General features: G+C 37.8%; 28 protein-coding genes. 2 read left to right on the top strand and 26 right to left on the bottom strand.

Annotated features, from left to right (window positions below; genetic code table 11):
- Window positions 1–320: 320 nt before the first annotated feature.
- Window positions 321–857 (bottom strand): excalibur calcium-binding domain-containing protein, encoded by a 537-nt coding sequence (locus C8K15_RS21275; protein ID WP_304590797.1) that lies wholly within the window; start codon window positions 855–857, stop codon window positions 321–323.
- Window positions 858–1,585: 728 nt separating this feature from the next.
- On the opposite strand from C8K15_RS21275, the gene C8K15_RS10235 reads away from it, so the two are divergent.
- Both C8K15_RS10235 and C8K15_RS10225 read left to right on the top strand, forming a co-directional pair.
- Window positions 1,586–2,077, top strand: coding sequence for a DinB family protein (locus C8K15_RS10235; RefSeq protein WP_108586309.1), 492 nt, complete (start codon window positions 1,586–1,588; stop codon window positions 2,075–2,077).
- A gap of 1,344 nt (window positions 2,078–3,421) precedes the next feature.
- On the top strand, window positions 3,422–3,838 hold the full coding sequence (locus C8K15_RS10225) for a hypothetical protein (RefSeq protein WP_158268288.1): 417 nt from the start codon (window positions 3,422–3,424) through the stop codon (window positions 3,836–3,838).
- Between the two features lie 302 nt (window positions 3,839–4,140).
- Here the strand turns inward: C8K15_RS10225 and C8K15_RS10220 are convergent, their stop codons facing one another.
- From C8K15_RS10220 to C8K15_RS10100, 25 genes are all read right to left on the bottom strand, one after another.
- On the bottom strand, window positions 4,141–4,584 hold the full coding sequence (locus C8K15_RS10220; protein WP_108586306.1) for a hypothetical protein: 444 nt from the start codon (window positions 4,582–4,584) through the stop codon (window positions 4,141–4,143).
- 168 nt (window positions 4,585–4,752) lie between these two features.
- On the bottom strand, window positions 4,753–5,055 hold the full coding sequence (locus C8K15_RS10215; protein ID WP_108586305.1) for a hypothetical protein: 303 nt from the start codon (window positions 5,053–5,055) through the stop codon (window positions 4,753–4,755).
- Between the two features lie 154 nt (window positions 5,056–5,209).
- Window positions 5,210–5,722 carry a hypothetical protein gene (locus C8K15_RS10210; RefSeq protein WP_108586304.1) on the bottom strand — a complete coding sequence of 171 codons (513 nt, stop codon included), beginning with the start codon at window positions 5,720–5,722 and terminating at the stop codon, window positions 5,210–5,212.
- 54 nt (window positions 5,723–5,776) lie between these two features.
- Window positions 5,777–6,700: a M23 family metallopeptidase gene (locus tag C8K15_RS10205; RefSeq protein ID WP_108586303.1), complete on the bottom strand. Its 924-nt coding sequence runs from the start codon at window positions 6,698–6,700 to the stop codon at window positions 5,777–5,779.
- 332 nt (window positions 6,701–7,032) lie between these two features.
- Window positions 7,033–7,335 (bottom strand): hypothetical protein, encoded by a 303-nt coding sequence (locus C8K15_RS10200; protein WP_108586302.1) that lies wholly within the window; start codon window positions 7,333–7,335, stop codon window positions 7,033–7,035.
- Between the two features lie 101 nt (window positions 7,336–7,436).
- A complete protein-coding gene (locus C8K15_RS10195) occupies window positions 7,437–7,889 on the bottom strand; it encodes a hypothetical protein (protein WP_108586301.1) in 453 nt (150 codons plus the stop codon).
- Between the two features lie 20 nt (window positions 7,890–7,909).
- Entirely contained in the window at window positions 7,910–8,860 is a 951-nt protein-coding gene (locus tag C8K15_RS10190; protein WP_108586300.1) for a hypothetical protein, read from the bottom strand.
- Between the two features lie 113 nt (window positions 8,861–8,973).
- Complete coding sequence (locus tag C8K15_RS10185) at window positions 8,974–10,044, bottom strand: peptidoglycan recognition protein family protein (RefSeq protein ID WP_108586299.1); 1,071 nt, start codon at window positions 10,042–10,044, stop codon at window positions 8,974–8,976.
- Window positions 10,045–10,293 carry a phage holin gene (locus tag C8K15_RS10180; RefSeq protein ID WP_108586298.1) on the bottom strand — a complete coding sequence of 83 codons (249 nt, stop codon included), beginning with the start codon at window positions 10,291–10,293 and terminating at the stop codon, window positions 10,045–10,047.
- Between the two features lie 19 nt (window positions 10,294–10,312).
- On the bottom strand, window positions 10,313–10,672 hold the full coding sequence (locus C8K15_RS10175) for a hypothetical protein (RefSeq protein ID WP_108586297.1): 360 nt from the start codon (window positions 10,670–10,672) through the stop codon (window positions 10,313–10,315).
- 64 nt (window positions 10,673–10,736) lie between these two features.
- Entirely contained in the window at window positions 10,737–10,937 is a 201-nt protein-coding gene (locus C8K15_RS10170) for a hypothetical protein (protein WP_108586296.1), read from the bottom strand.
- A gap of 96 nt (window positions 10,938–11,033) precedes the next feature.
- Window positions 11,034–11,345 (bottom strand): hypothetical protein, encoded by a 312-nt coding sequence (locus tag C8K15_RS10165; protein ID WP_108586295.1) that lies wholly within the window; start codon window positions 11,343–11,345, stop codon window positions 11,034–11,036.
- 75 nt (window positions 11,346–11,420) lie between these two features.
- Window positions 11,421–11,609 carry a hypothetical protein gene (locus C8K15_RS10160; RefSeq protein ID WP_108586294.1) on the bottom strand — a complete coding sequence of 63 codons (189 nt, stop codon included), beginning with the start codon at window positions 11,607–11,609 and terminating at the stop codon, window positions 11,421–11,423.
- Window positions 11,610–17,057, bottom strand: a complete 5,448-nt coding sequence (locus tag C8K15_RS10155; RefSeq protein WP_108586293.1) for a phage tail spike protein — start codon at window positions 17,055–17,057, stop codon at window positions 11,610–11,612.
- Complete coding sequence (locus C8K15_RS10150; RefSeq protein ID WP_108586292.1) at window positions 17,054–18,529, bottom strand: distal tail protein Dit; 1,476 nt, start codon at window positions 18,527–18,529, stop codon at window positions 17,054–17,056. The genes C8K15_RS10155 and C8K15_RS10150 overlap by 4 nt, the downstream gene beginning before the upstream one ends.
- 3 nt (window positions 18,530–18,532) lie before the next feature.
- Window positions 18,533–22,021: a phage tail protein gene (locus C8K15_RS10145; protein ID WP_108586291.1), complete on the bottom strand. Its 3,489-nt coding sequence runs from the start codon at window positions 22,019–22,021 to the stop codon at window positions 18,533–18,535.
- Window positions 22,022–22,045: 24 nt separating this feature from the next.
- Window positions 22,046–22,210, bottom strand: a complete 165-nt coding sequence (locus C8K15_RS20280) for a hypothetical protein (protein ID WP_158268287.1) — start codon at window positions 22,208–22,210, stop codon at window positions 22,046–22,048.
- A 167-nt stretch (window positions 22,211–22,377) separates the two neighbouring features.
- Complete coding sequence (locus C8K15_RS10135; protein ID WP_108586289.1) at window positions 22,378–22,830, bottom strand: tail assembly chaperone; 453 nt, start codon at window positions 22,828–22,830, stop codon at window positions 22,378–22,380.
- 70 nt (window positions 22,831–22,900) lie between these two features.
- Window positions 22,901–23,419: a phage major tail protein, TP901-1 family gene (locus C8K15_RS10130; protein ID WP_108586288.1), complete on the bottom strand. Its 519-nt coding sequence runs from the start codon at window positions 23,417–23,419 to the stop codon at window positions 22,901–22,903.
- A 12-nt stretch (window positions 23,420–23,431) separates the two neighbouring features.
- A complete protein-coding gene (locus C8K15_RS10125; RefSeq protein WP_108586287.1) occupies window positions 23,432–23,836 on the bottom strand; it encodes a DUF3168 domain-containing protein in 405 nt (134 codons plus the stop codon).
- A gap of 1 nt (window position 23,837) precedes the next feature.
- Complete coding sequence (locus tag C8K15_RS10120; protein WP_108586286.1) at window positions 23,838–24,266, bottom strand: HK97-gp10 family putative phage morphogenesis protein; 429 nt, start codon at window positions 24,264–24,266, stop codon at window positions 23,838–23,840.
- Window positions 24,256–24,585 carry a phage head closure protein gene (locus C8K15_RS10115; RefSeq protein WP_108586285.1) on the bottom strand — a complete coding sequence of 110 codons (330 nt, stop codon included), beginning with the start codon at window positions 24,583–24,585 and terminating at the stop codon, window positions 24,256–24,258. Before C8K15_RS10115 ends, C8K15_RS10120 begins: the two co-directional genes overlap by 11 nt.
- Window positions 24,572–24,910 (bottom strand): phage head-tail connector protein, encoded by a 339-nt coding sequence (locus C8K15_RS10110; RefSeq protein WP_108586284.1) that lies wholly within the window; start codon window positions 24,908–24,910, stop codon window positions 24,572–24,574. The genes C8K15_RS10115 and C8K15_RS10110 overlap by 14 nt, the downstream gene beginning before the upstream one ends.
- Before the next feature lie 8 nt (window positions 24,911–24,918).
- Window positions 24,919–25,215: a hypothetical protein gene (locus C8K15_RS10105; RefSeq protein ID WP_108586283.1), complete on the bottom strand. Its 297-nt coding sequence runs from the start codon at window positions 25,213–25,215 to the stop codon at window positions 24,919–24,921.
- Window positions 25,212–25,520 carry a hypothetical protein gene (locus C8K15_RS10100; protein WP_108586282.1) on the bottom strand — a complete coding sequence of 103 codons (309 nt, stop codon included), beginning with the start codon at window positions 25,518–25,520 and terminating at the stop codon, window positions 25,212–25,214. The genes C8K15_RS10105 and C8K15_RS10100 overlap by 4 nt, the downstream gene beginning before the upstream one ends.
- Window positions 25,521–25,546: the final 26 nt, after the last annotated feature.

Raw genomic sequence — 25,546 nt, 5'->3', positions numbered from 1 at the left:
ATTTTTAGATTGACAAAGTGTGTTTGATTACTACGGAGAAGCGCCCTATTGTTGAAGATCGTTATACAACTAAAGCACCCTATATTTCCATTATACCGAAAGATAAGTAGATTCCTATCAACTATTATTAAATTTCAAAAATCCTGATTTATTCCTTCTACTTTTCTAGCACTTACGACTCAAATCTACATTCGGATATATCAATTAATCATTCAGTTTAAGAATTGTTAAGGAAATACAAAAAATAATCCCATCTCATTATTTGAGAAGGGATTATTCATTATTCTATACCTTAGAAAGGTCTACTAAGTGATAATACTCTAATTTTCACAAGCGAAATTATCTTTATCTCTATCCATTTTATCTTGATAGGCAGGATGATCAGAAGCTACGCCAGCTGGATATTTCTTTCTTAGTTCAGTACAATTGGCAAAGAGCTCTGATCCTCCACTTGAAGCTGCTTCTGCCTTCGCTTTGGCTTCTGCTTCTGCCTTTGCTTTGGCTTCTGCTTCTGCCTTTGCTTTGGCTTCTGCTTCTGCCTTTGCTTTGGCTTCTGCTTCTGCCTTCGCTTTGGCTTCTGCTTCTGCCTTCGCTTTAGCTTCTGCTTCTGCCTTTGCTTTGGCTTCTGCTTCTGCCTTTGCTTTGGCTTCTGCCTTCGCTTTGGCTTCTGCTTCTGCCTTCGCTTTGGCTTCTGCTTCTGCCTTTGCTTTGGCTTCTGCTTCTGCCTTTGCTTTGTCCTCAGAACTCTTTTCCTCATTCTTATCCTCTGCTTTTGAGGTATTCGAACTTTCAGATGAACAAGCAACTAAACTAAAAATTAAAAATAAAGCAAATAAACCTACTAAATACTTTTTCAATTCAATAACCCCCATAATATTTTTTCTATCATCGTATAACAATATCATATATTGTAATATTTCTACTTATTTTAGAAAAATTTAGTATAATTTTTAGCATTCAGTTCTTCAAGGAAAGTCCCTTTAGTTGAATAAATAATGTCCTTGTAAAACATATTACTTAATTAAAATCTACTCACTTAGACACTACATCTTTTCATTATATTACCATATCCTTGATGGATTTCCTTTTATTATTAGAAAAGCGTGGTATCGAGATAAATAATCTACTTGACGTAAGTGTAACAAACCACCATTATTTCAATAATGTGTAGGTATTACCCTTATTATAAAATTGATGTTTTTTTGTACTCTGATTTTCCTTGTTGTCCTTTAAGAAACTGACAAAGTAAAAGCCCTTCCACAAATAAGATAACCCGTTCAGTAATCTGGTACAAAATCTAAATTAAACATACAAAAAGAGCCTAAATTCGCATGAATTGGGCTCTTTTGTTTACCTATATATCCATGATGAACTTCAACTAAAGCACCCGTTAGTTTAATAAGAACAGAGACGCTTATTAAACAATCGCGCCCGATTGCGGAAGATCGTTGATTAAGGTATAGGCTCCACAGATATAAAAGCCATGTATATTTTCACTCCTCTGTATTTTTTTCGGAAAATTTGATATATTGATGGTAACTAATGAATCCTAATTTAGATAGTTACAAACAAGGAGGCTATCCTAATGAGTAAAAAAGAAATCTTGCAAAATGGAGTCAATCAAGTTTTTTACGAAGAAGAATGGTACCCACCGATATCAGAAGCGTTAAAGAATCTTACCGCTGCACAAGCATGTTGGCAACCAGAAGGAAAGGCCGCTAATACGATTTGGGAAAATGTAAACCATTTACTAACCTTTAAAGAGCGCTTACTTTCCCGCTTACATCAAGATGACACATTTGTTGTCCCACAAAATAATGATGACACGTTTGTCCAAGGTGGAGCTAATGATGAAGATGCTTGGCAAGAAACAGTGAAGCGAACGCTTCACGTACATGATGCCTTACAATCTTCATTAACATCCCTTCAAGAAGCAGAATTGGATCAACCTAGTCCTTCTCTGCCAGTTTGGCAACAATATCTAAATCTCCTTTTGCACGATGCTTATCATACAGGACAAATTGTACAACTTCGTAAACTACAAGGTTCATGGCCAGCTAAGCGCTCATATTTATAAACGATGATTAAAATTGCTTGAGTTTCGCACACAACAAAACGATTTAAAAGCAGATCTAACTGTTACATCAAATAAAAGCCCAATTTCTCAGTATTAAAATTGAGAAATTGGGCTTTTTTATTACTCCATAATAGCGCCCGATTGTTTAGTAATGAGATCACATTCGCTTTTTATTTTTAAACTTAACAAAATACATAACTACAACTGCAATGATTGTAATTATTATGGAATAACGTATGAGATTAAAGACAAAATCTGGATAAGAGGTTACCACAATTGAGCTCATTCCATTTACATCCGTTGTGTTTATTTCTCTAGGTATAAGTACAAATAGCAATAAAAAAGAAACAAATAATGAATATACCCCTGTTTTCACTAAAAGCTTTTCCACTGAAAATCACCTACTTTCTTATTCAACAATCTGGCCCGATTGTTGAACACAAGTTAAACAACACTATTCAACTAAACTGCCCGGTTAGTTGAAGATCAAAAGCCTCAAGTTAGAAACTACATCTTTTCATTATATTACCATATTCTTGATGGGTTTCCTTTTATTATTAGAAAGAAAATTTTGTGAGATTAACGAAAAAAGCAATGCTAATTTGCACAAGCGAGGTATAGAGATAAATAATCTACTTGACGCAAGTGAACAAACCACCATCAATTCAATAATGTGTAGGTATTACCCTTATTATAAAATTGATCTTTTTTTGTACTTTGATTTACCTTGACGTTTATATAGAAGAAACTGACAAAGTAAAAGCCCTTCCAATAAGTTAACCCGTTTAGTAATCTGATACAAAATCTAAATTAAACATACAAAAAGAGCCTAAATTCGCATATGAATTGGGCTCTTTTAAAATACCTATATATCAAGCTTTGTTAATGATTAACACTTACTTTGCACTTCGTTTTAACACTTGAATTGGCAGACACACAATTTTGATTGTTTATTTGTTAATACAAGTGCTATACGTGATGTTGAAACGATTGGTAATTACTTGAAGGGAAATATGTAAAAAGATAATGAATATAAATACCGAACACAAAAACACCCAACCAAGAGGCTAGTTGTTTGTACTAAATATTATTAGCGTTGTTCAACTAAAGCACCCGTTAGTTCAGGAAGAAACATTACTTATTGTTTCTTTAAACATATGCAAACGAAAAAGGTATTTAGGATATTTGTAGAAGTAGTAAAGATAATGTTAGAATAAATAAGTTTCCTTAATAAGAAAAGGATAGGATAATTTTTTAAAATGACATAATTTGAAACCGTTTGAATGAAACAACGTAAATATAATTATTCAATTGTTATAGGAAGTGAAAAAATTGTATTATTTTATGCTCATATTAGGAGCTTTATTCGTTCCATTTGCTGTAGTTTTCTTTATTTATATGTATGTTAATAAAGAATTAACATTACTAAATGCGGGTAAAACCATTGCAGCCTTTCTAATTGGGGTTTTACTTTTAGTGTGTACTCTCCCCAGTCTAAAATACATGCTACTAAAGGAATATGATGTTGTTAAAGGGGGCTGCATCATTGAAATAACGTCATCAGGCCGTTCTACTGAAGCGACCTTTGACATGCTTGATACAGATGAACTGTTTTCTTTTACACATATTCCTGAACTTGATGCTTATGGAAAGTCAATCCCTTACTATTGTGAGATGACAGTTACAAAAGACCATATGTTTGAAATTGGTTATAAAATTTATGATGTCAATTCACGAGAGCTAATATTAACAAGTGAATAGCCTTAGAAAAAATAAGCGTATTCGAGATATTTTCGGATACGCTTATTAATTTGAAGAAAATCATCCAAAAGTTAAACAAAGCCTTCTTAATTATATAAAACATCATGGATAAAATAATGCTCTCGTATTTATTGAACTAATCTGCCCCATTAGTTCAATAAGAAAAACTGTCATAGTAGCCTATTGTTCATCACTAAAACTCCATTTAGAACAAAAAAAAGTGACCTCTCCTATTTGCAGTTTGCTATTTAATGTTTTGTACTCGAAAACAGAACTCATTACCCTTAAGATGAGTTATCATTTCATTTAATCCTGGTCATATAATCCTTTCCCTCTTCTTGACCAACGTCAGCTGCTCTTACCATTTTTCTCAACAATCCTTTTTTTGTATCTCGAACAAGTTTTTCTTCTCTAAATGCAATAGGATCCTCTTCGATTTTCTTCTGTAATTCCATTTTCGCACTAGATAATTCATCCGAACTTTCTCTAATTCTGTTTAAATATTTGTTCTTCTCATTCTCATCCATCCTATCTTGATTTCCAGAATAAAAATCCAGTTCTCCTTGTAATAAATCTTCATAAACCTTCACATTTTTCTCCAAGTCAACAGAAAAACCATTTTTATATTCAAACTCATCTATAAGCGTATCTAAAATTTTAAAAGCTTCCGAGGTCTTCCCCATTTTGAAAGATATATAACCAACAATAAAAATAATTAAAAAAAGAACAATAGTCAGTAAATCCATGCTTATTCTCCTCTCTACCATATTTCTATTATATGGTAATTTCCAGTGGAGAGATAGAAGAACTTGTAAATACATTTCCAATATAGAAATAAAGATTTCCGAATTAGAAATATTTCTCTCTTATTACCTTTGTTCAACTCTTCTGTCCCGTTAGTTCAATAAGATAAATCAAACAAATTTTATGTATATACTCATTTTATCTTTTGCCTTGCAAGTAGGACAAATCACTGAAGCCTTAACTGGATTACCGTATTTGATACTTACCAATTCATATTGGCCACGGATACATACATTACAAATCTTTTTGCTGACTTGTTTCCCTAAGAACTCATAAAAATCCTCATTCACATCGTAATTAACAAGAATGTGATATTCTTTTGCATCGCATACATCACAAACAGGCAATTCATGATCTTCCATCACCAAAATATCATCAGGTGAAAAAGGAATACCGCATGTCAAACATTTCATATTAATTCCCCCTTTTTGACATATTTCAACATGTGCAATAAGAATTCCTTTATTTTACTTTTATATTTGTCAATTAAAAAAGCCCCTCTCAGTTATGAGTGAGGCTTGCTCTTAATGTAGTATCTCGGGATATACCCGCTCCACATTTATTTGATTAGTTACGAATGTTAGTGATTGAACCATCAGCGTTATATGTGAATGCTTTTGTCAAGCCAGGCCATTGAGCGCTTGTTACTGTTCCGTCAAATGCAGTCCAAGTAAATTCAATGCGGTAATGGCTTGTGTTCTTCGGTAGACCAGCTAGAGAGATGTTTGTTTCTTTAGCAGTGAATGTAGTTCCGTAAAGTTCCCAGTCAACGCCATTCATTGCGCCAGACTTGACAACCGTACCAGTTGAGTTCTTGATAATCCATCTTGGATTAGAATCACCAAACGCACCATCTGGAGTTGTTTCAAGCGTGTTAGTCGTTGAAATAGCGTCTTTAGTTTTGTATGTAACCGAGCTTGAAGCTGCGATAACTTCCAATACAGAGTTATAACCAGATGCTTCAGCTTGTTGACTACCCATTCCAGGAACAGATGGTAGGTCAGCCATTGAGCCAATTCCTAATCCACCTAAAGCAAGTGCTCCGGTTAGTGCCACTGATGTGAGTTTTTTCTTAATCATTAAATGTAAATCCTCCTAGTAATATTTAATTTGTAACAATAGTTGGAAATTTATTTATTTCGTAACGTTTAAGTCTGTAGCTTTAAACCAGTTAGTTGAATCAATAGCATACCAACCATCTCTAGCTCCAATTAGAGTATATGTAGATCCAGCGCTGATAGCTTGTTTCACATTGCCATTAGGAGCATCATATACGTATACAGTTGTGCCAGACTTAACTGATCCAGTATATTGAGTCACAGTTCCATTGTCTTGATGTACGTAACCGCCACCAACAGCGTAATAATATTTTTGATCACTACCTAGAGCTCTTGAATACACTTTAAATTGATCTCCAACATCTAATGTTCCAATAATCCCATATCCCGGATTACCATATAAGTTTATTGTACTTCCACCTGTTAAACTTTTAGTTCTAAGTGAAGCGTAAGTTCCATCATATTCATGATAAGTAGGTGCTACATTAATTGTTCCGTTTAAATATGGAATTGGATCAACTGCATTTGTTCTCGATCCGTTCCAAGTTCCAACGTGTAATTCAAAATGCAAATGCTGACCAGTTGAGTTACCTGTACTACCCATATAACCTAATAATTGTCCTTGAGCTACAGTACTACCAACGCCAACTTTTCTTGAACCTGTTATCATGTGGGCATAAGCGGTCTCGTATGTTTTTCCGCCAATACTATGTCTTACTAATATCCATTCACCATAGCTAGAATGAGTTTCCGACTTAATTACAGTTCCAGCTGCTGATGCAGTAATCGGACTGTTCGTATTGTTATTAGCAATATCCTGTCCGTAGTGAAAAGATGTAACTCCATCCATCGTTCTCCAACCAAAACCACTTGTGTACGTACCAGTTGCAGGTTTAGTAAATGATTGAGCAGCTGATGCTTTTCCTGAAGTGAATCCTCCAAACATTGAAACTATTAATATCAAACTTAGAAGCATTTTGAATACTTGATTTTTTTTCATTTTCTTGTCCCCTAGAATTCTATTTTTAATATTACTATTTCTGTAATATTAGTAATAAACCTACCATATATAAATTCCATTTGTAACTTATTTTTACAAATAGTAACAATAGTAATGCGAATAAATTCTGCCTATAGTTCCATTTAATCCAACATTCGACAAATTTAGATATAAAACGCAAAATAGTCACTCGCTTACGAAGTGACTATTTTGATATTTCTTATTAATATTGCTTTGGTTTGTTCTGCTAATTATTTAATAAATCACCAATATGATTGTCTCTTGTTACAGTGAGATAATAGGTAAATAAACAAGCACCTCAGCAGAAATGCTCAAACAAATTTTATGTACACACTCATTTTATCTTTGGCATTGCAAGATGGACAAATCACTGCAGCTTTTACTGGATTTCCGTACATAATACTCACTAACTCATATTGACCACGTATACATTCAATACAAATCTTTTTACTAACTTGTTTCCCTAAGAACTCAAAAAAATCCTCACTCCCATCGTAATCAACAAGAAAGTGATATTCCTCTGCATCGCATACATCACAAACTGGCAATTCATGATCTTCCATTACCAAAATGTCATCAGGTGAAAAAGGCATATTACATTTCAAACATTTCATATTTATCCCCCTTTGCTTATTTATTTCAATATAGTTGAGGGTAAATCCTTTATTAAAGTTCGATATTTGGGTAAATTAAAAAGCACCTGGTTAGAGGTGCTTTACAAGTTATTTCTCACTTTTTTAATAATGGAAGAAAGGTTTATTATTGCTTTTATGAAAAAGCATAATCCAGCAATAATTGATATCTGTTCGACTAAATACAAAATTGTATTTAATTCTAATTTTTTTACGAATATTCCCGTTAAACCACAAACTGCTGAAGTTATAAAGAAAAACAAACCAAAATAAATAGTATTATAGTATTCATCCATATAGCCCGAGCGATCTAAATTAGCAATTTTGGTGTTTCCTAAGAAACCCACTAGCACGCCCAATGTAGTGTAAAGAAAACCAATGAATATTGAATTAATTGTTAGTAATTCTACATGACTACTTCTTTTAATTGTTTTCGTTCCAATAAAATCATTAATAAATGCATAGTACATAACTATTCCAATAATTAAAAGGACAGTTAAATTAGGGATATTACGTCGAATATATTTTCGTAACATGTCCTTCTCCCCTTAATGTTTCATTCTACTTTACAATATTTCAGGACTTCTTTTTTATTATCATTGTAGACCTTCACCATATTATTATAAATATCCGTTTGTATCTCAATAACATCTTGCAAGTCTTTATTAAAGTTAAAACTGACCTTTTTGGTTAGTGGATTATTTATTAAAAGATGTTCCTGATTTAATTCATTTTCATTCTTAGCTTTCACTTTTACTTTACTAGATATACTTGAAATTTTTCTAAGTACATTGCCAAGTAAGCTTTTATCCGGAAATGTATCTTTATTACGTTCCGCAACAAGTTTTACTGTGATTTCTACACTTTTAAGATTTTCTATACTCTCATAAGTTGCTCTATCCAAACCAGTAATTTCCTCATTCCACAATTTCGAGTCAGAAGGTGGCAACGTTGTCTGAAAAGTTACAGTTCCAATACTGTCTTTTTCACTCAAAAATGGAATCGCATCTTCCACACTTACTGATGCAACCTCGCCAAATAACTGTTCGATATTGTATAGGTTTGTGAATAGTTCCCCAATTCTTAAAATTGATGGTGCTGACATTTCATGCAAATATGAAATTATCAATGTTTCCCTATCAATTAGTAAATATGTAAACACCTCGAAAATTTGATTGTTACGTTTTAGTATTTGTTCTGCCTTAAAAGTTCTTTCTTCTCTAAGATGATATGCTCTCATATCCTTTTCTTTTCCCATTCGTGCAAAAATAAATTTATCGTCACTTTGTAATATTTCCAAAGTAGTGGAATCTGTTTCAAATTCTTTTTGGATACTAATACAGTTATTTGTAGTTTTATTTGAAATTATATCATCAAGTTTTAAATTCACTTGAGCTACTGTTAAATGGTCCTTTATCATGAAGTCGGCTTCTTTACCTTTCCGAACAAATCTTCTTTTATAAATTGATAACTGGTGAAAATGTAATGTTTTATAAGTAGTTGCCATCTATTTATTCCCCCTATTAGTGTCTATCCATAGATTCGACAAAATAAGGGGGTTTTCCTTTAAAAATTTTACATAAAAAGACAAAGAACACCCAATTAAGGATGGCCAGACAGTTATTTTAAATATTTTTGTACATTAGCAGCAGTCTCAAATCGATTACCGCCAGATAAATTTGTAATCTTATCAGCTTTTAATCCTTTTTTATCGCCACCTACAACAATTAACTCTTTTGCTACTTCTCCATCAATCGCTCCTCGTGGATAAATAGGTACATTTAGTCGTATTGATAAAGTCTCTGCAGCTGCATAATCATTTAATGATCCAATCACTATTGCTTTTCCTAACATATCTTCTTCCTCCTCTTTTACAACTGGTTTACTCACTGGTTTAACATCAGGACTCTTCACTACTGCTTCTAGTTTTGATTTAGTTGCAGGACCATAAAACCCATCTACTTTTAAACTGTTAGCTGTTTGAAAGGCTTTTAATGCCTTTTCAGTAGCAGGTCCAAAACTTCCATCTACACTCAACTTGAGCCCGACTTTAATTAAATGCTCTTGTAAATCCTTAACAGCAGCACCTGTATCACCATTTTGCAAATAGCTATTTACTCCGGGTGTTACATTAATTGGACTTCCTTTATAAGCAGCTTCAATTTTGTCTCGGTACGGTTTGAAAAAACCATATTTATTTAAAATTACTTGGGGACAGTATTTACCGCTCCAGGACTGATGAGGTCGAACGCTTGTAATTGGAAATTTAAACTCTTTTAACAAGTAAACATATAAAGCAATGGCGTTCGCTTCAATCTTGTTACGATCCGCACCCTGATGCATACATTTTTCTACTCCGATAGAGGTACGGTTTCCGGAATTAAGACCCCAACCGTCACCACAATGGAAAGCTGGCTCATCAAAAGGAAGATGTTGAATGATAAAATTTTCATCCAAGGAAATATGCCATGAAACGTGATTTGTATCTTTCGGTTTATAACTAGCCATATTGTGAATATATCGATTGTGCATTTTCGCATCAGCACCACGACCAGAGTTTCCTGTATCATGGTCTGTAAAATACTTTGGATTCATCGGAATGCCTGGACGAATCTCAGGATTTCCCTTTTGAACAATATCGACAATGACAGTAGCGTTGCCTATTTTAGATCCGTGTTTTAATAGACGCATCTATTTCAGCCCCTTTTCTTTTAAATACTGATCGTTGCGTCGTGCTTTATAACGGACGTTATTATTCTTCCACCAGGACCACATTGAAGCGAAAAATGTAACCAAAGCTGAAACACCCATCTCAACTTGTGCATCATTAAAAGGAAGAGTGTTGTAACCATTTAATTGTAGATATTGATTCAACCACGCTAAAAAGAGAATAACCGTACGTACGACCATTCCCTTGTCGAAAGGTAAGTTTGTATTCATCTTGTTTTCCTCCTGAATTTTATTTGATCAACATATTAATGACTGCTACACCAAGACCAATAACCGTTAATCCTAGACCACATAGGGATATAATCGCACCAACAACCCATTTTCGGTCAGAATCTGCTTTTTGCTCACGTTCTTTAGATTTTCGAAACAGAATTTGAATATCATCTTTGGCATCTTTCAACTCATTAACAGCTGTCACATGCCCAACTTTAAGGACATCCAGCTTTTCCGATAACATTCCGACGTCCTTTTTCAGTTCAAGAGCTGCGTCTATCTTCCCCTCAACTCTCGCAAAATTGACGTTTAATGAATTGACGCTATCCGTCATTTTTTCGATTAGCTTGTTTTGTTGCGTCTCTTCCTGAACCATACTCTCACCCTTTCTTTAGAAAACAAAAAGAACGCCCTATTGGACGTTCTGAATTTAATCATATTTATTTGAATTTCAATTCAACGGAATCGAGCTCTTTACCACTACTTTCATACGTTTCTCCATTCCCCATGTCAAAAATGATTGGAATATCTTTTTCTTTAATTGTGCGTAAATTAACGATTACATACCAATATTTTGAGTTATGGTCTGCAATAGGTACAGTGACCCGATCACCATTCTTAAATTTAAAAATCCTCTTCACACCTTTTCCGCCCCCCATTTATTCATTATTTTACGTAAGAGGACGAATTCTTTTCAGGTAAACAAAAAGAACGCCCGCTTGGACGTTCTCAATTATTCAATATATTGTTGTTGGGTATTCCTTACTCACTTGCATGGATAAACACACCTTGTTGTGTCCCTCTGATCCAATTCCTTCAGGTAGCAATACAGGCTCAGCCTCAATTACCACGTTTTCAACTAAAAACTTAGTTTGAGGTTTTTCACAAAAATAATGAATATTCCTTACATAAAAAGCGCTCATACCATCTTCTTCTCGAATATTAATATACTCGCCTGCACGAGGCATAAAATAAGAGTTTTCAGCCAGAGGTATGGTGTAGTTTGTTTCCCCTCCGCCTGGCGGTACTACATTGATTTCAACTTTCATACTTAATCCCTTCCTTTCTCTTTCATCCAATATTCGACAAAAGAGGAGAGAATCCTGCAAACGAATAAAGACACCCTATGCGGATGCCTCTTGTGGTTGTTTTAGTTGTTCATTTTCAACTCTTAACTGTTCATTTTCTTCTCTTAACTGTTTATTCTCTTCTTGCACGTGTTCGAGTTGTAGTCCAAATATGATTTTTTCCATACCCAGAGCACCTAATTCTGCCTGGGCTGCCGCAGTGATTTTGCTGATATCTATCTTCATTTAAATTGCCGCCTCCTCTAAAATTTGTATTTTCCCTTCTAGGGTTTGGATAGTTTCGACCGCTGTTGTTAATTTTTCACTAAGTTGCTGAATCGCTCTCCAAGCAAGTGCAGCCATTGCATATGAATCAACGCCTTCACCTGTTAGATCAAGAACTTCTAATGGTGCTTCATCTACAATTATGCCTAATCGCTTAATTTCCCATTCGAAATCACTATTATATTGCCATTCTCTTATTGGCGTTGTGACAATCTCTCCTAGTCCATCCCCTTCATATAGGCTTATATTCTTTTTATACTCTCTTTTAGAAACTGTCGTGTGACCGGACGATACAATAGAAGCGTAAGCAGAATCTGCAAAGTTACGGAACTGTATTGTTTCAGCCGTTTTTAAGAATTTAATGATTGGACCAATTGAGCCGCGAATGCGCGTATGACCATCACTACCGTTGGTGTCAATGTCAACACGGTGGCCGCCTGTAGGACCCATTAGTGTGTGTGAACCATTAGCGTTATCATTTTGTAAAGTGAATTGTGTCGCACCATTACCACCATAACCAACGTAGGCTTTACGTATTCCGTTCTCGGTGTATGCTAAATAAGCATTGTCACCAGTAGGATAGTTAAGTGTTATCGCATCGTCATTTATTGCTACAATTACCTTACCGCTAGTAGTAAATTTCTTTACCTGTACCTCATCAAGGTCAATATCGAATGTTGTAGCAGCTGTAGTTCCTATCTTTTCTGGATATAAGCCAAGGATTGCACCAATTTGTTTGAGCCTAGAGGTATGACGAATACCTGTGCCAGCATCGTACCAGTCAACTGCCATTGTACCTGCCTGTAATATCGTGGCATTGTCTATATTCCCAGTTGGTTTAGACTGTACTCGAACATACGCACCATTCACTATCTCCGAATCAATCACAACATTACCTTGCGTTAAGTAATCCCCAATGTTTACTCGACCACTGTATGTGCCTGTAGCACCACGAAGCTCGCCTTCGAAGATAATATCACCAGCGATTACCGTTCCACCTTTAAGTATTGCCGCGTCAACAGTATCTGCTCTCAGTTTACCGCCATCAATTTCTATGGTTCCTTGATAAGACCATCCGTCTACAAACGTTCCAGTCCGTAAAGCTTCGTTCTTCGCCTTGTTCGCTTGAAGAATGGAAACATCAACCTCTTTAACTAGTGGGAAGGCGATGTGTTGATTCGATGTAACAGTGTTATTGTAGTTACCGATTCTCATTAAGGCTCTATCGGCATCCCCTGGAAATTGATAAATAGTAGTAACATTCTCACCTAGAGCTTTAATGAGCTCGGGATCTGTTAAATCAACTCCAGCAGGAATAATATATCCCACATGTCGTACCCAAGCATTCGCCGATTGAGCTCCTGACCAGAAATAAGGGTTGGTATTCAATGTGGCTGTTTTTACCCCTGTAGCAACAGCTATCGGATAGACTCCAATATTTGCTCCCGCAGCATTTATTACTGTAATCCCGAAGTAGTTAGTATTGATGTTATCTCGCTTCAGCCAAACGGAAAACTCATACATCTTATTCGTCTCAATCTCGAAGTAATCTGATGAACGCATAACACTAGCTGCTGAAGTTGATAATGCAACTCCGACTGTCCGACCGTCCACGAAAGGAGTCGTCGCGTATGTCGTTCCGACCCAACCTGTCACATTTCCGCTATTGTTCGGGTTGTTAATTAAATTTAATTCCCCAGCAGGACCTTGAGCTCCGGTTGCCCCAGTTGCTCCAGTATCACCCTTTATTAGAGACCAGGTATAATCTGCTGCCGTTGTACTTTCAGTTGATGATGTTTTATTGTAAGCCAAACCGATGTATGTTTTCCCTGTAGGAGAATCCGAGAGACCTGCACCTGATGCTGAATCTCCGTATTTTACCCAGGTATAATAAGTGACTCCATCTGCACCGGTATTTCCTGTTGCTCCTTGAATTAATGACCAAGCATAATCAGTGGCCGTTAGGCTCTCTGTCGCTGTGACCTTATTGTAAGCTAACCCGATATATGTTTTTCCTGCCGGAGTATCAGTCATTCCTGCTCCAGCTACCGTATCGGCATACTTTATCCATGTATATAAGGATTGTCCATTTGCTCCAGGTGGACCTTGAACACCCTGAGACCCAGTTGCACCGGTAGGACCAGTGGCTCCTGTATCACCTTTTATTAGCGACCAAGCATATACCGATGCGTTACTCGAATCAGCAGAAACAAAATCTGTATAAGTACCAATGTAGGTTTTCCCCACTGGATCTGTCGTACTGAATCCTGTTGATCCGGTTGAATTAGTTGCATAGGCAATATGAAGATAAGATGTTTGACCATTTGCTCCTGGAGGTCCTTGTATTCCTTGACTTCCATCAGCACCTTTAATCAATGACCAATTGTATAAAGCTGGGTTTGTAGAATCTGCTGGAGTAGAATCTACATACATTCCGATATACGTTTTATTAACCGGATCGCTTACGGAAAATCCAGTTGTTCCGGTAGCGTTAGTTGCATACGCAATATGAGTATAAGAAGATACCCCGTTCGCTCCAACAGGACCTTGTATGCCTGTGGCACCTGTAGGTCCTTGAATACCTTGTAATCCTTGAATACCTTGAGCCCCTGTTGCTCCGGTGGGTCCTTGTGGTCCTTGAATTAAGCTCCAAGTATAATCAGCTGCCGTAGTACTTTCGGTGATAGTAGGTTTGTTATAAGCTACCCCGATATAAGTCATATTGGCGGGATTGTCTGTTAGTCCAGCTCCTGTTGCTGAAGTTCCATACTTAATCCAGGTATATAAAGATTCACCGTTAGGACCTGAAGGACCTTGTACTCCAGTGTTACCTGTTTCACCTTTTATCAATGACCATGTATAGTCTCCGTAAATTGTGGATTCCGTAGCAGTTGTCTTATTGTAAGATAAACCAATATACGCCTTACCCGAAGGAAGATCATTCATCCCAGTTGTAGGACTGTCAGCATATTTCAACCAGGTATATAGAGTCTGACCTTGTGGACCTTGTGGACCTTGAATACCTTGAGAACCTGTAGGACCAGCAATGCCTTGGGGACCTTCAATCAAACTCCAAGAATAATCCGCATAGTTGGTCGACTCTGTTTGAGTTAATTTGTTATAAGCGATACCTAAGTATTTCTTTCCTGTTGGAGAATCTGTGATTCCTGTAGTCGGAGTATCTGCGTATTTAATCCACACATAAGTTATTTCCCCGTTTGGTCCTACAGGTCCCTGTATACCCTGCGATCCAGTTGGTCCAGTTGGTCCTTCAATTAAACTCCATGCATAATCCGCGTAAGTGCTTGATTCAGTTGGAGTTGTTTTATTGTAAGCTAATCCAATATATTTTTTGCCTGTAGGTACATCAGACATTCCAGTTGTCGGAGAGTCGCCGTATTTCAACCATGTATATAATGTTTGACCGTTAGGTCCCGATGGTCCTTGAATACCTTGTGGTCCTTCTAGTAATGACCATGAATAGTCAGTACGGAGTGAAGACTCCGAAGCACTTAAATTATTATAAGAAATACCTAAATATTTTTTACCTGTAGGAAGATCTGATATTCCGTTCCCGTTAGCGTCATCAGCGTATTTTATCCAGGTATACAAAGATTCACCGTTATCTCCCGGAGGTCCTTCTATTCCCGTGTCACCTTTTTCACCTTCGATTAAGCTCCAAGAATAATCGGCATATAATGAGCTCTCTGTAGAGGTCTCGTTATTATAAGCAATACCCAAATATTTCTTACCCTCTGGTGTATCTGACATTCCCGTTGTTGGTGTATCTGCATATTTAATCCAAGTATAGAAGCGAGAATTAAGTGTTTTCTCTTGCTCAATAGCACGAGTGGCTTCTTCAAACCTCGTAGCTAATGCGGATAAAGCTCCTCTGTAAAGATTATATTTCGTATCCACATCTATCTTCTCAGCTACTGTAGTAACTTCATCAACTCTGGCGGCATTGATGGAATTAATCAGGTTGGTGTAAGCCGTATTGTATCCAGTTTTCGCATTGAGTAAATTGGTCTTTGCCGTTCCTGTAGGCAGGTCTACATTTGAATAGATGGAAGTGTACTTGTTATCTGTATGAGCTTTTTCCGTATTTACGATATTCAAGTAGAGTTCTAATGCTTGACTCAAAGCCCCTTCAGGAGTTTCCGCACCAATGTCAGCAGCTTCCGTAGGAGTAATCGGAATCCATTCGAAACCGTCCCATGTATGTGCAACTTCGAACGTACTGCTTGGATCTGTTTTAATCCAGATGATATTCGAATTACCAGGTGGAGCTGTCGGTGACTTAATGACACGTAAGCCGTATTGCTTTTGTAGTTCACGGAAGGTTTTTAATACATCTTCCTCTTTAAACTCAACCACTTCACCGATAATGTATTCTTTTTCGCCTGGCATATCTTCATCAACGCGTTTAATTGGACGTTTTACATTGATGATTCGAGCTTCTGCATACAAAGGCGGGTTAAAATCTGTGTCTTTGATTCTTACTGAATCGCCTAAATAAACAGCTTCATGACCAAAAACTGGAGCGAGATCGACAGCGGAAATACTATATTCCACAACCGAGTCAATTCTCTTTTTAAGAGCTGCTTTCCCTAGCTGAGTTAATCGATCGAGCGTCATATCTCCATCTTCAGTTTCAGGCTCGTAAATAGCGATTATGTGCAATCCTTTATAATTCCATCTTTGAAAGGCAGCCTCATCTGTTATGAATGCGGTAAGTCGAGTCCCATCTTCTCTCTCGGGACCGATAGCATGCAAAGCAGTTACAATACGATCATTATAGACTTTCTTACTTACACCAATTAAATCTTTCGCATTGACAAACTCTTTACCACTATAAGCATTTCCAATCCTCTCTACTGCGTCAACATAACGTCCTATGACATGACTACCCTTGATTTCTACACGAAATGATAATTCGACGACTTTAAAAGCAGTTTCTACTCTTGTGAGAAAGTCATAGGGCAATAGGTGAGTATCAAAAGTAAGTGTTTTAATTCCGGCGTATTCAATGTAACCAGCAGTCCATTCGGTTCCTGATGTGGCTAAGTCCACATACTGTTTCAATGTAAAACCTTCATGCTTTGTTGGTGCAATAACCTTTCGATTCATTCCTGATTCTGAGCCAACCCCGTAAACATGCAGTTTTTCGTCATCTACTTCGTGTTCATAAATAACAAATTCCTGCCAACCTCCACGTTCATGCAGAACAAGCAACCGATTTAAATCTTTAATGTGTGTCGCTTCAGGTATGGAAGATAGCATGGTGAATTTTTTAATATTCTTACCAATAACATCTTGTTCGATTTCATCATCCCAAAATACTTTATCTCCATTACCGTCGAGAAACCCAAGGAGGGCATCTGTTTGGCCATCTAGAATATGAATCACATGAACGCCTCCTTGATTTCGATTTCTGTAGTTAAACTTTCAAACGGTTCAACTAACAAAGCGGTTATGCCTTTTGGTAATTTAAAGAATGTTGCTCCGAAATCTTTTAAATCGGGTCTAGGCTCTCCGTTAATCGCAATGAGTGACGTTTTAAAGTCCAATTCGATTAAATCTCCCTCAACCGCTATGACTGGCACTTTTGTCGGCTCGGTATTCAATCGATACACATCCAGATGATTCATCCTCATATACGATGCTGGTGACGTATCATCTTTCGCAATATGGACTTGTATTTGCGTTAAAGCTTGCATATATAACCGAGATGCATCAACAAAAGGCTTTGGGTTATATCTAGCTGTGTGTACCCCTGTAGTCTGATTAACTAATGCCACATACGCTTGCCACACATTATCTTTTCGAGAGAGTCGTAGAATCCCTCGAAAATCTTTCCACTCGATACCTTTTGAACCTGCATAATTGACGTAAAAGTGAAAGGCTGTCGCAGAACCAATTCGTATCTCTACAGTGTTGCCCCCTGCACCACCTCCAACACGTTTCATGGCAACCTTGCCAATAACGTTTGATTGGTCATCTCGTAGATACAGCTCCATACGTCCTCTTGTTCCAGGAGATGGATTCGTGAAGGTTATGTTCCACTCAACCTCAAAGTCTTGTACAGGTGCGCCTGTGACGCTCTTTTTAAGAGAAGGTCCATGCCAAGTTGCACCTGCAGGAGTGCCAAAGTTGTTTGCTAGGAATTGTGTGCCGTTTGACTCTATTAACCCTGTAACCGTACCGCCATCAACTGTTGTTCCTGCTGCCGTCCAACCCGTGATGGTTGCGAATTGTTCATTCAGTAATTTCGTTTTTGGATTAAATTTAACTTCCCCAGATTCAACTGGCCACCCAATCCGCATATATCCGATATCGTTAAACACATCCATGTAGGTGATGTCTTCTAGAACCGTTGCACGAATTGTTGGTGCAGCTTCCACTGTTCCATTATTTTGGACGACAACAGACCCCTCAACAAATGTTAGTGTCTCAGGATCAGCATATTTATATGGATCTGAACATAAAAAATTGATGGTCGCAGTATAGAAACCATCAATCTCATATCCTTCTTGTGCTCCTGCATACATGGCATAATAGGTTCTATCCAACTCATCTCCGAATTTAAGTGGTTCAGATTTTTCCGTGTGCAAGATTCCATTTAACTCTTCAAGCTTTTTACGCAATTCTTCTGCACTCTCACAGGCTATTAATACTTCTTGGGATATAAATCTAGCAGGAGTACGCTTACCGGTTATGACGCCTCCTGGACGACCTGGTATGGTAATCATCGTAATCTCTCGATCAAGTAAACCTCTACCCTTATCTTGTTTCGGAAATACCCAATTCGTTAAATCAATATTATTGAAATAAATAGGGAAAGGCGAAAGGATTGCCCTAACTTCTTCACTTATCCACATTGTTTAGCGCCCCCCTTTCGTAACTTTCACCATTTTGTCATGCCGATTATTTTCTTCTGCTACATGTTTCGCTGTAATCTTACCAACTTCTTTACCGTCCATAATCAAGACCGTATCTGATTGTTCAATATCTAAATCACCGATATCCGTAGCATATGAATGTTGTACGGCTTTCATGTCTGCACGAGTTACTGAAGTATTCAATGTTGCGTTTGCTTGCATGTCGGCCATTGCAAGTTGAGGATTAAAAGCATTTGTCATTTGATTAGCCATATCTACTATTGATTTGATTGGAGAGATAGCCAGCCTATCAATACCAATTGCCAAACCTTTACTTACAAAGGCTCCAATTTTCGCAAAGACACGTGAAGGTGAATGGATATCCAATCTACGTTTCACAGCTTTGACAAGAGCGTCAGAAATCTTGTTAGCTGATAACTCCAATGCTTTCGCTTGTGACTGTAGACCTTTAGCGATACCTTGTGCAGCCATAACACCCGCACCGTAGAATTGATCGGCTGTTTCTTTACCAAGTGTTTTCGATACTTTATTAATTTTTGCTTGAGTGTCGTTAATACTCATGATGACCGCACCAGAAGAACCTGCTAATAGCGCAGCTTTAGCACCGCCACTTTCTACACCTGACGAAATAATCTCTTGTATGATGTCTTTGTTCAATCCAGACTTTTGCAATTTCTTGATGTTCTCCTGGAAGGCACGGATTGCACCTAATTTATCTTGTAATTTCTTAGCAAGATCTTCACCTGTTTTGGCTTCAATATTTCCAATAGATGCGAAATCCAAAGCGTCATCGGTAACCGATTTAGCAAAATCGTCACGAAGTTTTATTGCATCCACTAATTTGGCTTGTGCTGCTTTTAATTTAATAGCAACTGACTCACGTTTTTTAGCAATACCCTCAAGAATAGATATTTGTTGAGACGCATACGCTTTCACACCTTGCAGAGTTGCTTTCATACTCTTACTAGTCGTTTTATTCGCAATCGCGCTAGTTAATTTGGAAGCGAGACTTGCTCCTGCTGACGCGACTTGTTTAGCTGTTCCAGTAACACCTTTTGCTAAACCTTGACCAACGAAATCACCAATAGCCATCATGACACGTGAAGGTGATTTGATTTTTAGGAATTTCTTAGCTGCCCCAACCATATCCCCTACTACGTCTGTTATTGCGTTAATCGCGTCTTTCGCTTTACCGGTTATCCCTTTGATTAATCCCATGATTAAATCAGCACCGGCAGATAGTAATTTACTTCTAAAGGCTTTTACTTTCCCTGGAATCTCGCTGATTTTTCTAATCAAAGAAGCGACGCCTTCAGCTGTTTTAGATTTCACTTTTTCCCAGGCATCTTTCACGGCACTAGAGACTTTATTCCAAATTTCGATCGTTTTGGATTTGATTTTGTCCCAGTTCGCAATAACTAATATGGCAAGACCAACAATCGCACCAATAACCCAACCTACGGGACCTAATGCGATAAACCAAGCCGCTGCCATTCGCCCTGCTTGTAGTAATGACTGGACACCCATCCATACCCATTTCGCAACGAATACTGCTGATGTTGCAATCATGAAACCTACTGCTCTTGCCATTGCGGCTCCTGTTGATAACGTCCATGCTGCTGCTACTTTCGCTGCATGTACTAACGCTTGTGCGCCAATCAATACCCACTTCGCAATGAATTTAGCTGCGGCTGTTGCCATTGACGCTACCGCCGATGCCATTGCCGCCCCTTTAGTTAAGGTCCATGCTGCTGCTACTTTCACTGCGTTTAATCCAGCTTGCAAACCAATTACAGCCCATTTAGCAACAAATGTTGCTGTCGTGATAACCATTTGCGCCCCTGCTTTTATCATAGAGCCAATCATCATGGAAATACTAAGCATCATTTTTGCTCTCATTAACGCTGTTGCTGTTCCGATTGCTGTTGCAACACCGCCAAATAAAGCACCAAAAGCGATAATGTGTGGGGCTATAGCAATTAGTCCACCTGTTAGGACTAATAAAACAGCGACGATTTTCCCTATGATCGGATGATTTTCTAACATGGAATTAGACCAAGCTAGGAAACTATTAACCATATCCAAAATTTTTGAACCTAATGGAGCTAACGCGATTCCTAAATTAACTAAGAATGTCGTCAAATTGCCGATCAATGAAACGACTTTAGGAGCGTTCTCTTTTATGTAACTGATGAAATTTTGGAATCCTTGATTTTGTGATATTGTGGATGACCATTCTTTGAAACGTTCCATCATATCTTGCAAACTTGTCATCATATCAGCCGATGATGGAGCAAAACCAGCGAACACGTTAATAATCCCTTGGAAAGCATCACTGAATATTGACCGTATTTTAGGCATGTTTTCTTGCACATAGCTAATAAAGCTCTGAAACTTCTTACTTTCACCTAATCCAGCAGCCCATGTTGCGAAACTTGCACCCATTGCTTCGAACCCTTTTGCTGTGGTGTCTGTCAAAGGGGCAAACGCTGTCATCATGTTTAACAGTCCTTGAACAAAGTTCCCGATGCCTTTAGTGACTGTTTCAAGTAATGGCCCTGCTGATTTGTTCAAATAGTCAAAAAAGGCTTGCATTGGTTTAGAATCAAACGCACGCCCTAAACTATCAGTAAGTCTACTAACTGCGTCTGTAACACTCATAAACATTGGCTTGATGTCCAATAAAGCACCGTTAAGAATGTTTAATACCTTAATGAATATGGAAACCGTTTCTGCCTTTGTCTCTTTTGCGATATCCGCCCATGAACCCTTGAGACGATCCATTGCATCTTTTGCTTTTTGGGATTCCTTGAATACGCCTTTTAAGTTGGTCACAGCTAACCCGCCAAATGCAGCCGCGCCAATTCCTGCAACCGCAAATGCTGAAGCAAGAGCAAAGGTAGATCCAGCTACCACTCCTAGCATGGGTCCGAGGTTACCAATTGCCCCGCCTAATACAGCTATAACAGGAACAAGTCCAGCAGATAGCATTACCCCTACGCCTTGGAATGTATTTTGCATCACCTCACCAAGCGCACGTGTCATCGAAGCATATTTAGTCATGGCGGCTTGATACCTTTTAATACTTGCTGTAAATATAACGACCACTTTATCTCGCGCAATACTTCTGGCTACAACTGCAACTTGTGCCGCCTTACGCATAAAGTCTGCAATGTTTGCCCCAATGTTTTTCTTAGCAGGTTTAGTAGCTACTTTCGTTTCAGCATTCATCTCAGCCATCTGAATATAAAAGTCGTTTAGATCAACATTTATTTCCTTCGTCGCTTTCTTAACAGCTTTCTCAGTCAAACTTTCAACTTCTAAAATAGATGAGTAGAAGTCGTTAATGTCAGCTGTAATTGGCTTCGTCGCTTCCGTTGCCGTTTCTTTTACTTTCTTATCAACCATTTTCATTTTCCGTTGAAAATCCTTTATTTTAGCTCCGATAATGGCGGTAAAGTTTTCAATCATAGGTGTGTCCTCCTTTCTTACTGTTTATAGTTTGTAAGACTTCATAGATTCTTTTAGAGAGTTATACTTGCCACTGTCTGGTTTAGGTGGTGTTTTTTTGTGAGACATTGTCTTTTCGAATTCTTTACGTGCTTTATCTGCATCGTAAATATCTTTTAATTTCAGGCTTTTCTTCCTAGTGTTCTTCACCTTCCCAGCGAACAGTGCTTGAACCGCGCACAATTCATAACTATCAATTATGCGAAGCTTGGCACCTTTTAAAAAGTTTTTGAATTCCCGAGGAGTCCAGGAATAGATTACTTCAGTGTCGTACTCACAAAGATAGTGAGCTGAATCTATTAATATTTGATCGTAATCTATTCCTTCATAGCGTTTCGGCTTTCCTGGATCATGTTGTACATTTTGAGGTTTTCCGCTTTCTCCTCGTCGTCCTTGCCCGTGTCTTTCAGTATCTCGAGGTTCTTCCAGTATTTTTTCGCTTTCATTTTGAAGAAACCCGAATCAGTCAACTCATTAAATGCTTCTTTAATTAGTTTTTCTGTATCTCCATCCTCTTCAATACGTTCTTCAATCGCATCTTCAATTTCAGATAAAGACGGTTTTCCTTTACCTAAATAGGCAAGGGCACAATCCCAAAAAGCTACTAAGTATTTTGTTTCAAATTCTAATAGGTTGTTATAAATGTTCATGAAACCGCCAGCTTTATTTCCTTTTTTGTCTTCATCGTTGTACTTTTCATCAGCCCACTTATCAAACTTAAATGCACATTTTGCTTTATGCTCTGTGTCTTTGATATTTAAAATTGCCATTTTCCTGTTCCTCCTCGGATATTCAAAAATAATTAAATAAAAAAAGAACCACTATAAAAGTGGCTCTTGTTTATGGAGTTGTTGTCTGGTTTGGATATTCTCCAGTAGAGTCGCCTGGTTCTTCGAAGCCATATTGCGCAAACTCAATGATGTCTGCAGGTAAAGCGTCAAGCACACCTTTTTGAGAGTTCGCGATAACAGGTAACGTCACATTCACTTCTACGAATCCATCAGTAGGTTCGGATGATTCAATATTTTCAATGATTGTGAATGCAAATACTGCGTTATGTTTACCTAACTCATTAAGTCTTACATTCACCTTCCACACTTTAATTTGTTCTTCATTGTCATATGCATCTTCTAATGCTGTTTGTCCATTATTCCCAATTTCAGAGTAAAACGTAATTTCCATATTCTCAGACTTTGGACCATACCCGACGATACGACCGAACTTCGTTTGTTCATCAATCATGTCTTGTTCTTTTGCGTGATTACCTTCAGTTTGGTGTCCAACAGCAAGTGGTGGAGAACCTAAAGGTGCATCAACTTTTTGTACTAAATATATAACGTCTTTACCTAAAATCGGCATTAGTCATTCCTCCTAGTTGTTTTGAATCGTGTAATTCATTCTTAAAATACCGTGACGTATGCGTGGATCTGCATCCTTAAAAACACGTATCTCGTCCACATCTACTTTGATAATTTTGAAGCCTGTAAGGTTCATTCTTACAGCTAACGCATCTAAGCAAAGGTTTAATATCTTCACGGCTTCTAAATCCCCGTCATAGAGTGACCACGCGCTGATTACTACCGAAAACTCTTCACCGAACTTCGACTTTGTTGTAAATGGGACGGAAATCGGCTCTGAAATCGTCAAGTACGGATGTACCAGGTCTTCTTCTATTGAAGAATAAACGCCTGTCACCTTTGCCGAAAGTGTCGGGTCAGATGATAGGCGCGAGTACAAACCTGTATATAATTCTGCCATGGCAGTTTGAATCGTCATATCATAGACCCAACTTTCTCGTTTCCTTCTTAAAGTATTTTTGACCTACCTTAATTGCAGGGAACCAAAATGGTTGAGGCTGCATCCCTTCGGTGGTTACGAATCTGCCTAATTTATTAGAGTAATATGTCCATGGAGTTTTACGTCCATTTCCTTCAACAGCGTAAATGCCCGTGCCAAATTCAACATACACGGCATAAGATGCGGTCACTCTCACAATGGCAGTTAATCCACCGTTTTTGAATTCAACCTCAATAGAATCTTTTAAATTGCCATCATCGAAAGCAGCTAACGATTTCGCATTAGCTTGAATGAGGTAAGCGGTCTGAGTAATGATGTATTTCATTTCATTCTCTATGCCTTCACCATACTGTTTCAACGCCTTTGATAACTTCCCACTGCCGAAACTGATATGTCCACTACGAGCCATGGGGAACCAACTTCAAAGCCACTTTCATGACTTCATGTTGACCGCCTTGGTCTTGTGGACGTCCAACTAATTCATAAGTGTCACCTTCACACGTGCACCGCAATTTAGGGTCAACGTCTGTTCGATAAGGGTAGTATAAGTTTCTGTCTAAAGGGTTATTTAGCTGATGAGCCTTGAATATCTCCCGGCTTGAAGGTGTGTCTAGGAATCCGTTAAACTCTAATACATTTTTCCATGCTTTTATGTGACCAGCTGCACCATCTGGAACTTTAGTGAATGTTTGAAAGACTACTACATGAGGATACTCATCTTGATCCATGGAACTTCACCTTCCGATACGGACGTAGATACGTCATGATTGATGAAGGGAATTCTAAGTCATATGAGTAAGATACGGATCCCATTGTTCTAGACTTCAAACCTGCCTTCAACTTATTGTGCTCAATTGCTTTCGCAATGAATATAAGAACACCACCAGGTAACCGTGCAGGCGGTGTCTGATTTTGTCCTAACGGATTATTGCAATATGTGGTTACATGTTCAATGAGCAATGGAATCATCGTAGCCACGTAATCATCATGCTCAGTCCATCCGTTAATGGCTTTAATTTGATCAATTACTTCTTGTGAAGGTACATTCTCCATACCGACACCTACTCTCTTAGGATTAGCTTAATTAAATCCTTTTTAATAGCTTTTGGGTCGTATTCGATTTCTTCTTTATCCAAGAAAGCTTTTAACTCATCGTTTTTGATTGTCTTAAGCTTTTCTTCGGACAAGACGAAATAATTCACTTGATCGTCATCTGCTTCGACAATTGGTGCATCGGCTAATTGATAACCTTGATTACGATATAAAATATCATAAGCACGTTGTGTAACACGTTGAGGTTTCCCTTGTGCGTCTACCACATTAATCGTACTGTTTGATGATTTTACATAGAATGTCATGCCTCTTCACCAAGAATCACGTTAATCAATTGTGGCTTCGTGAAGTTATCTTCGTAAACCAAGCTCTCTTTATCAAGGAAAGCTTTTAAGTCATCGTTCTTTACCTTGCCTAACTGTTCACGGGAAAACGTTAAGTAATCTACATCTTCTGGTTCATCGCCTGGTACGTCATCCACTTCACCAACAACACCTGATTTGAATAATGCCTCGTATTCTTCTTTAGAGACTGATAACTTAGCGTTTTCCACATAGCGCTCGTTTCCGTATTTTACATTTCGATTAAATGTTACTTTAACTTGTGGCATTTACTCGTCCTCCTTCAAAGATGGAT

Origin of the sequence: Paenisporosarcina sp. OV554, assembly GCF_003058165.1 — a bacterium.
Classification (GTDB): Bacteria; Bacillota; Bacilli; order Bacillales_A; family Planococcaceae; genus Paenisporosarcina.
Note: the sequence above shows the minus strand (reverse complement) of the source record. Positions and strands in the feature narration are given on the sequence as shown.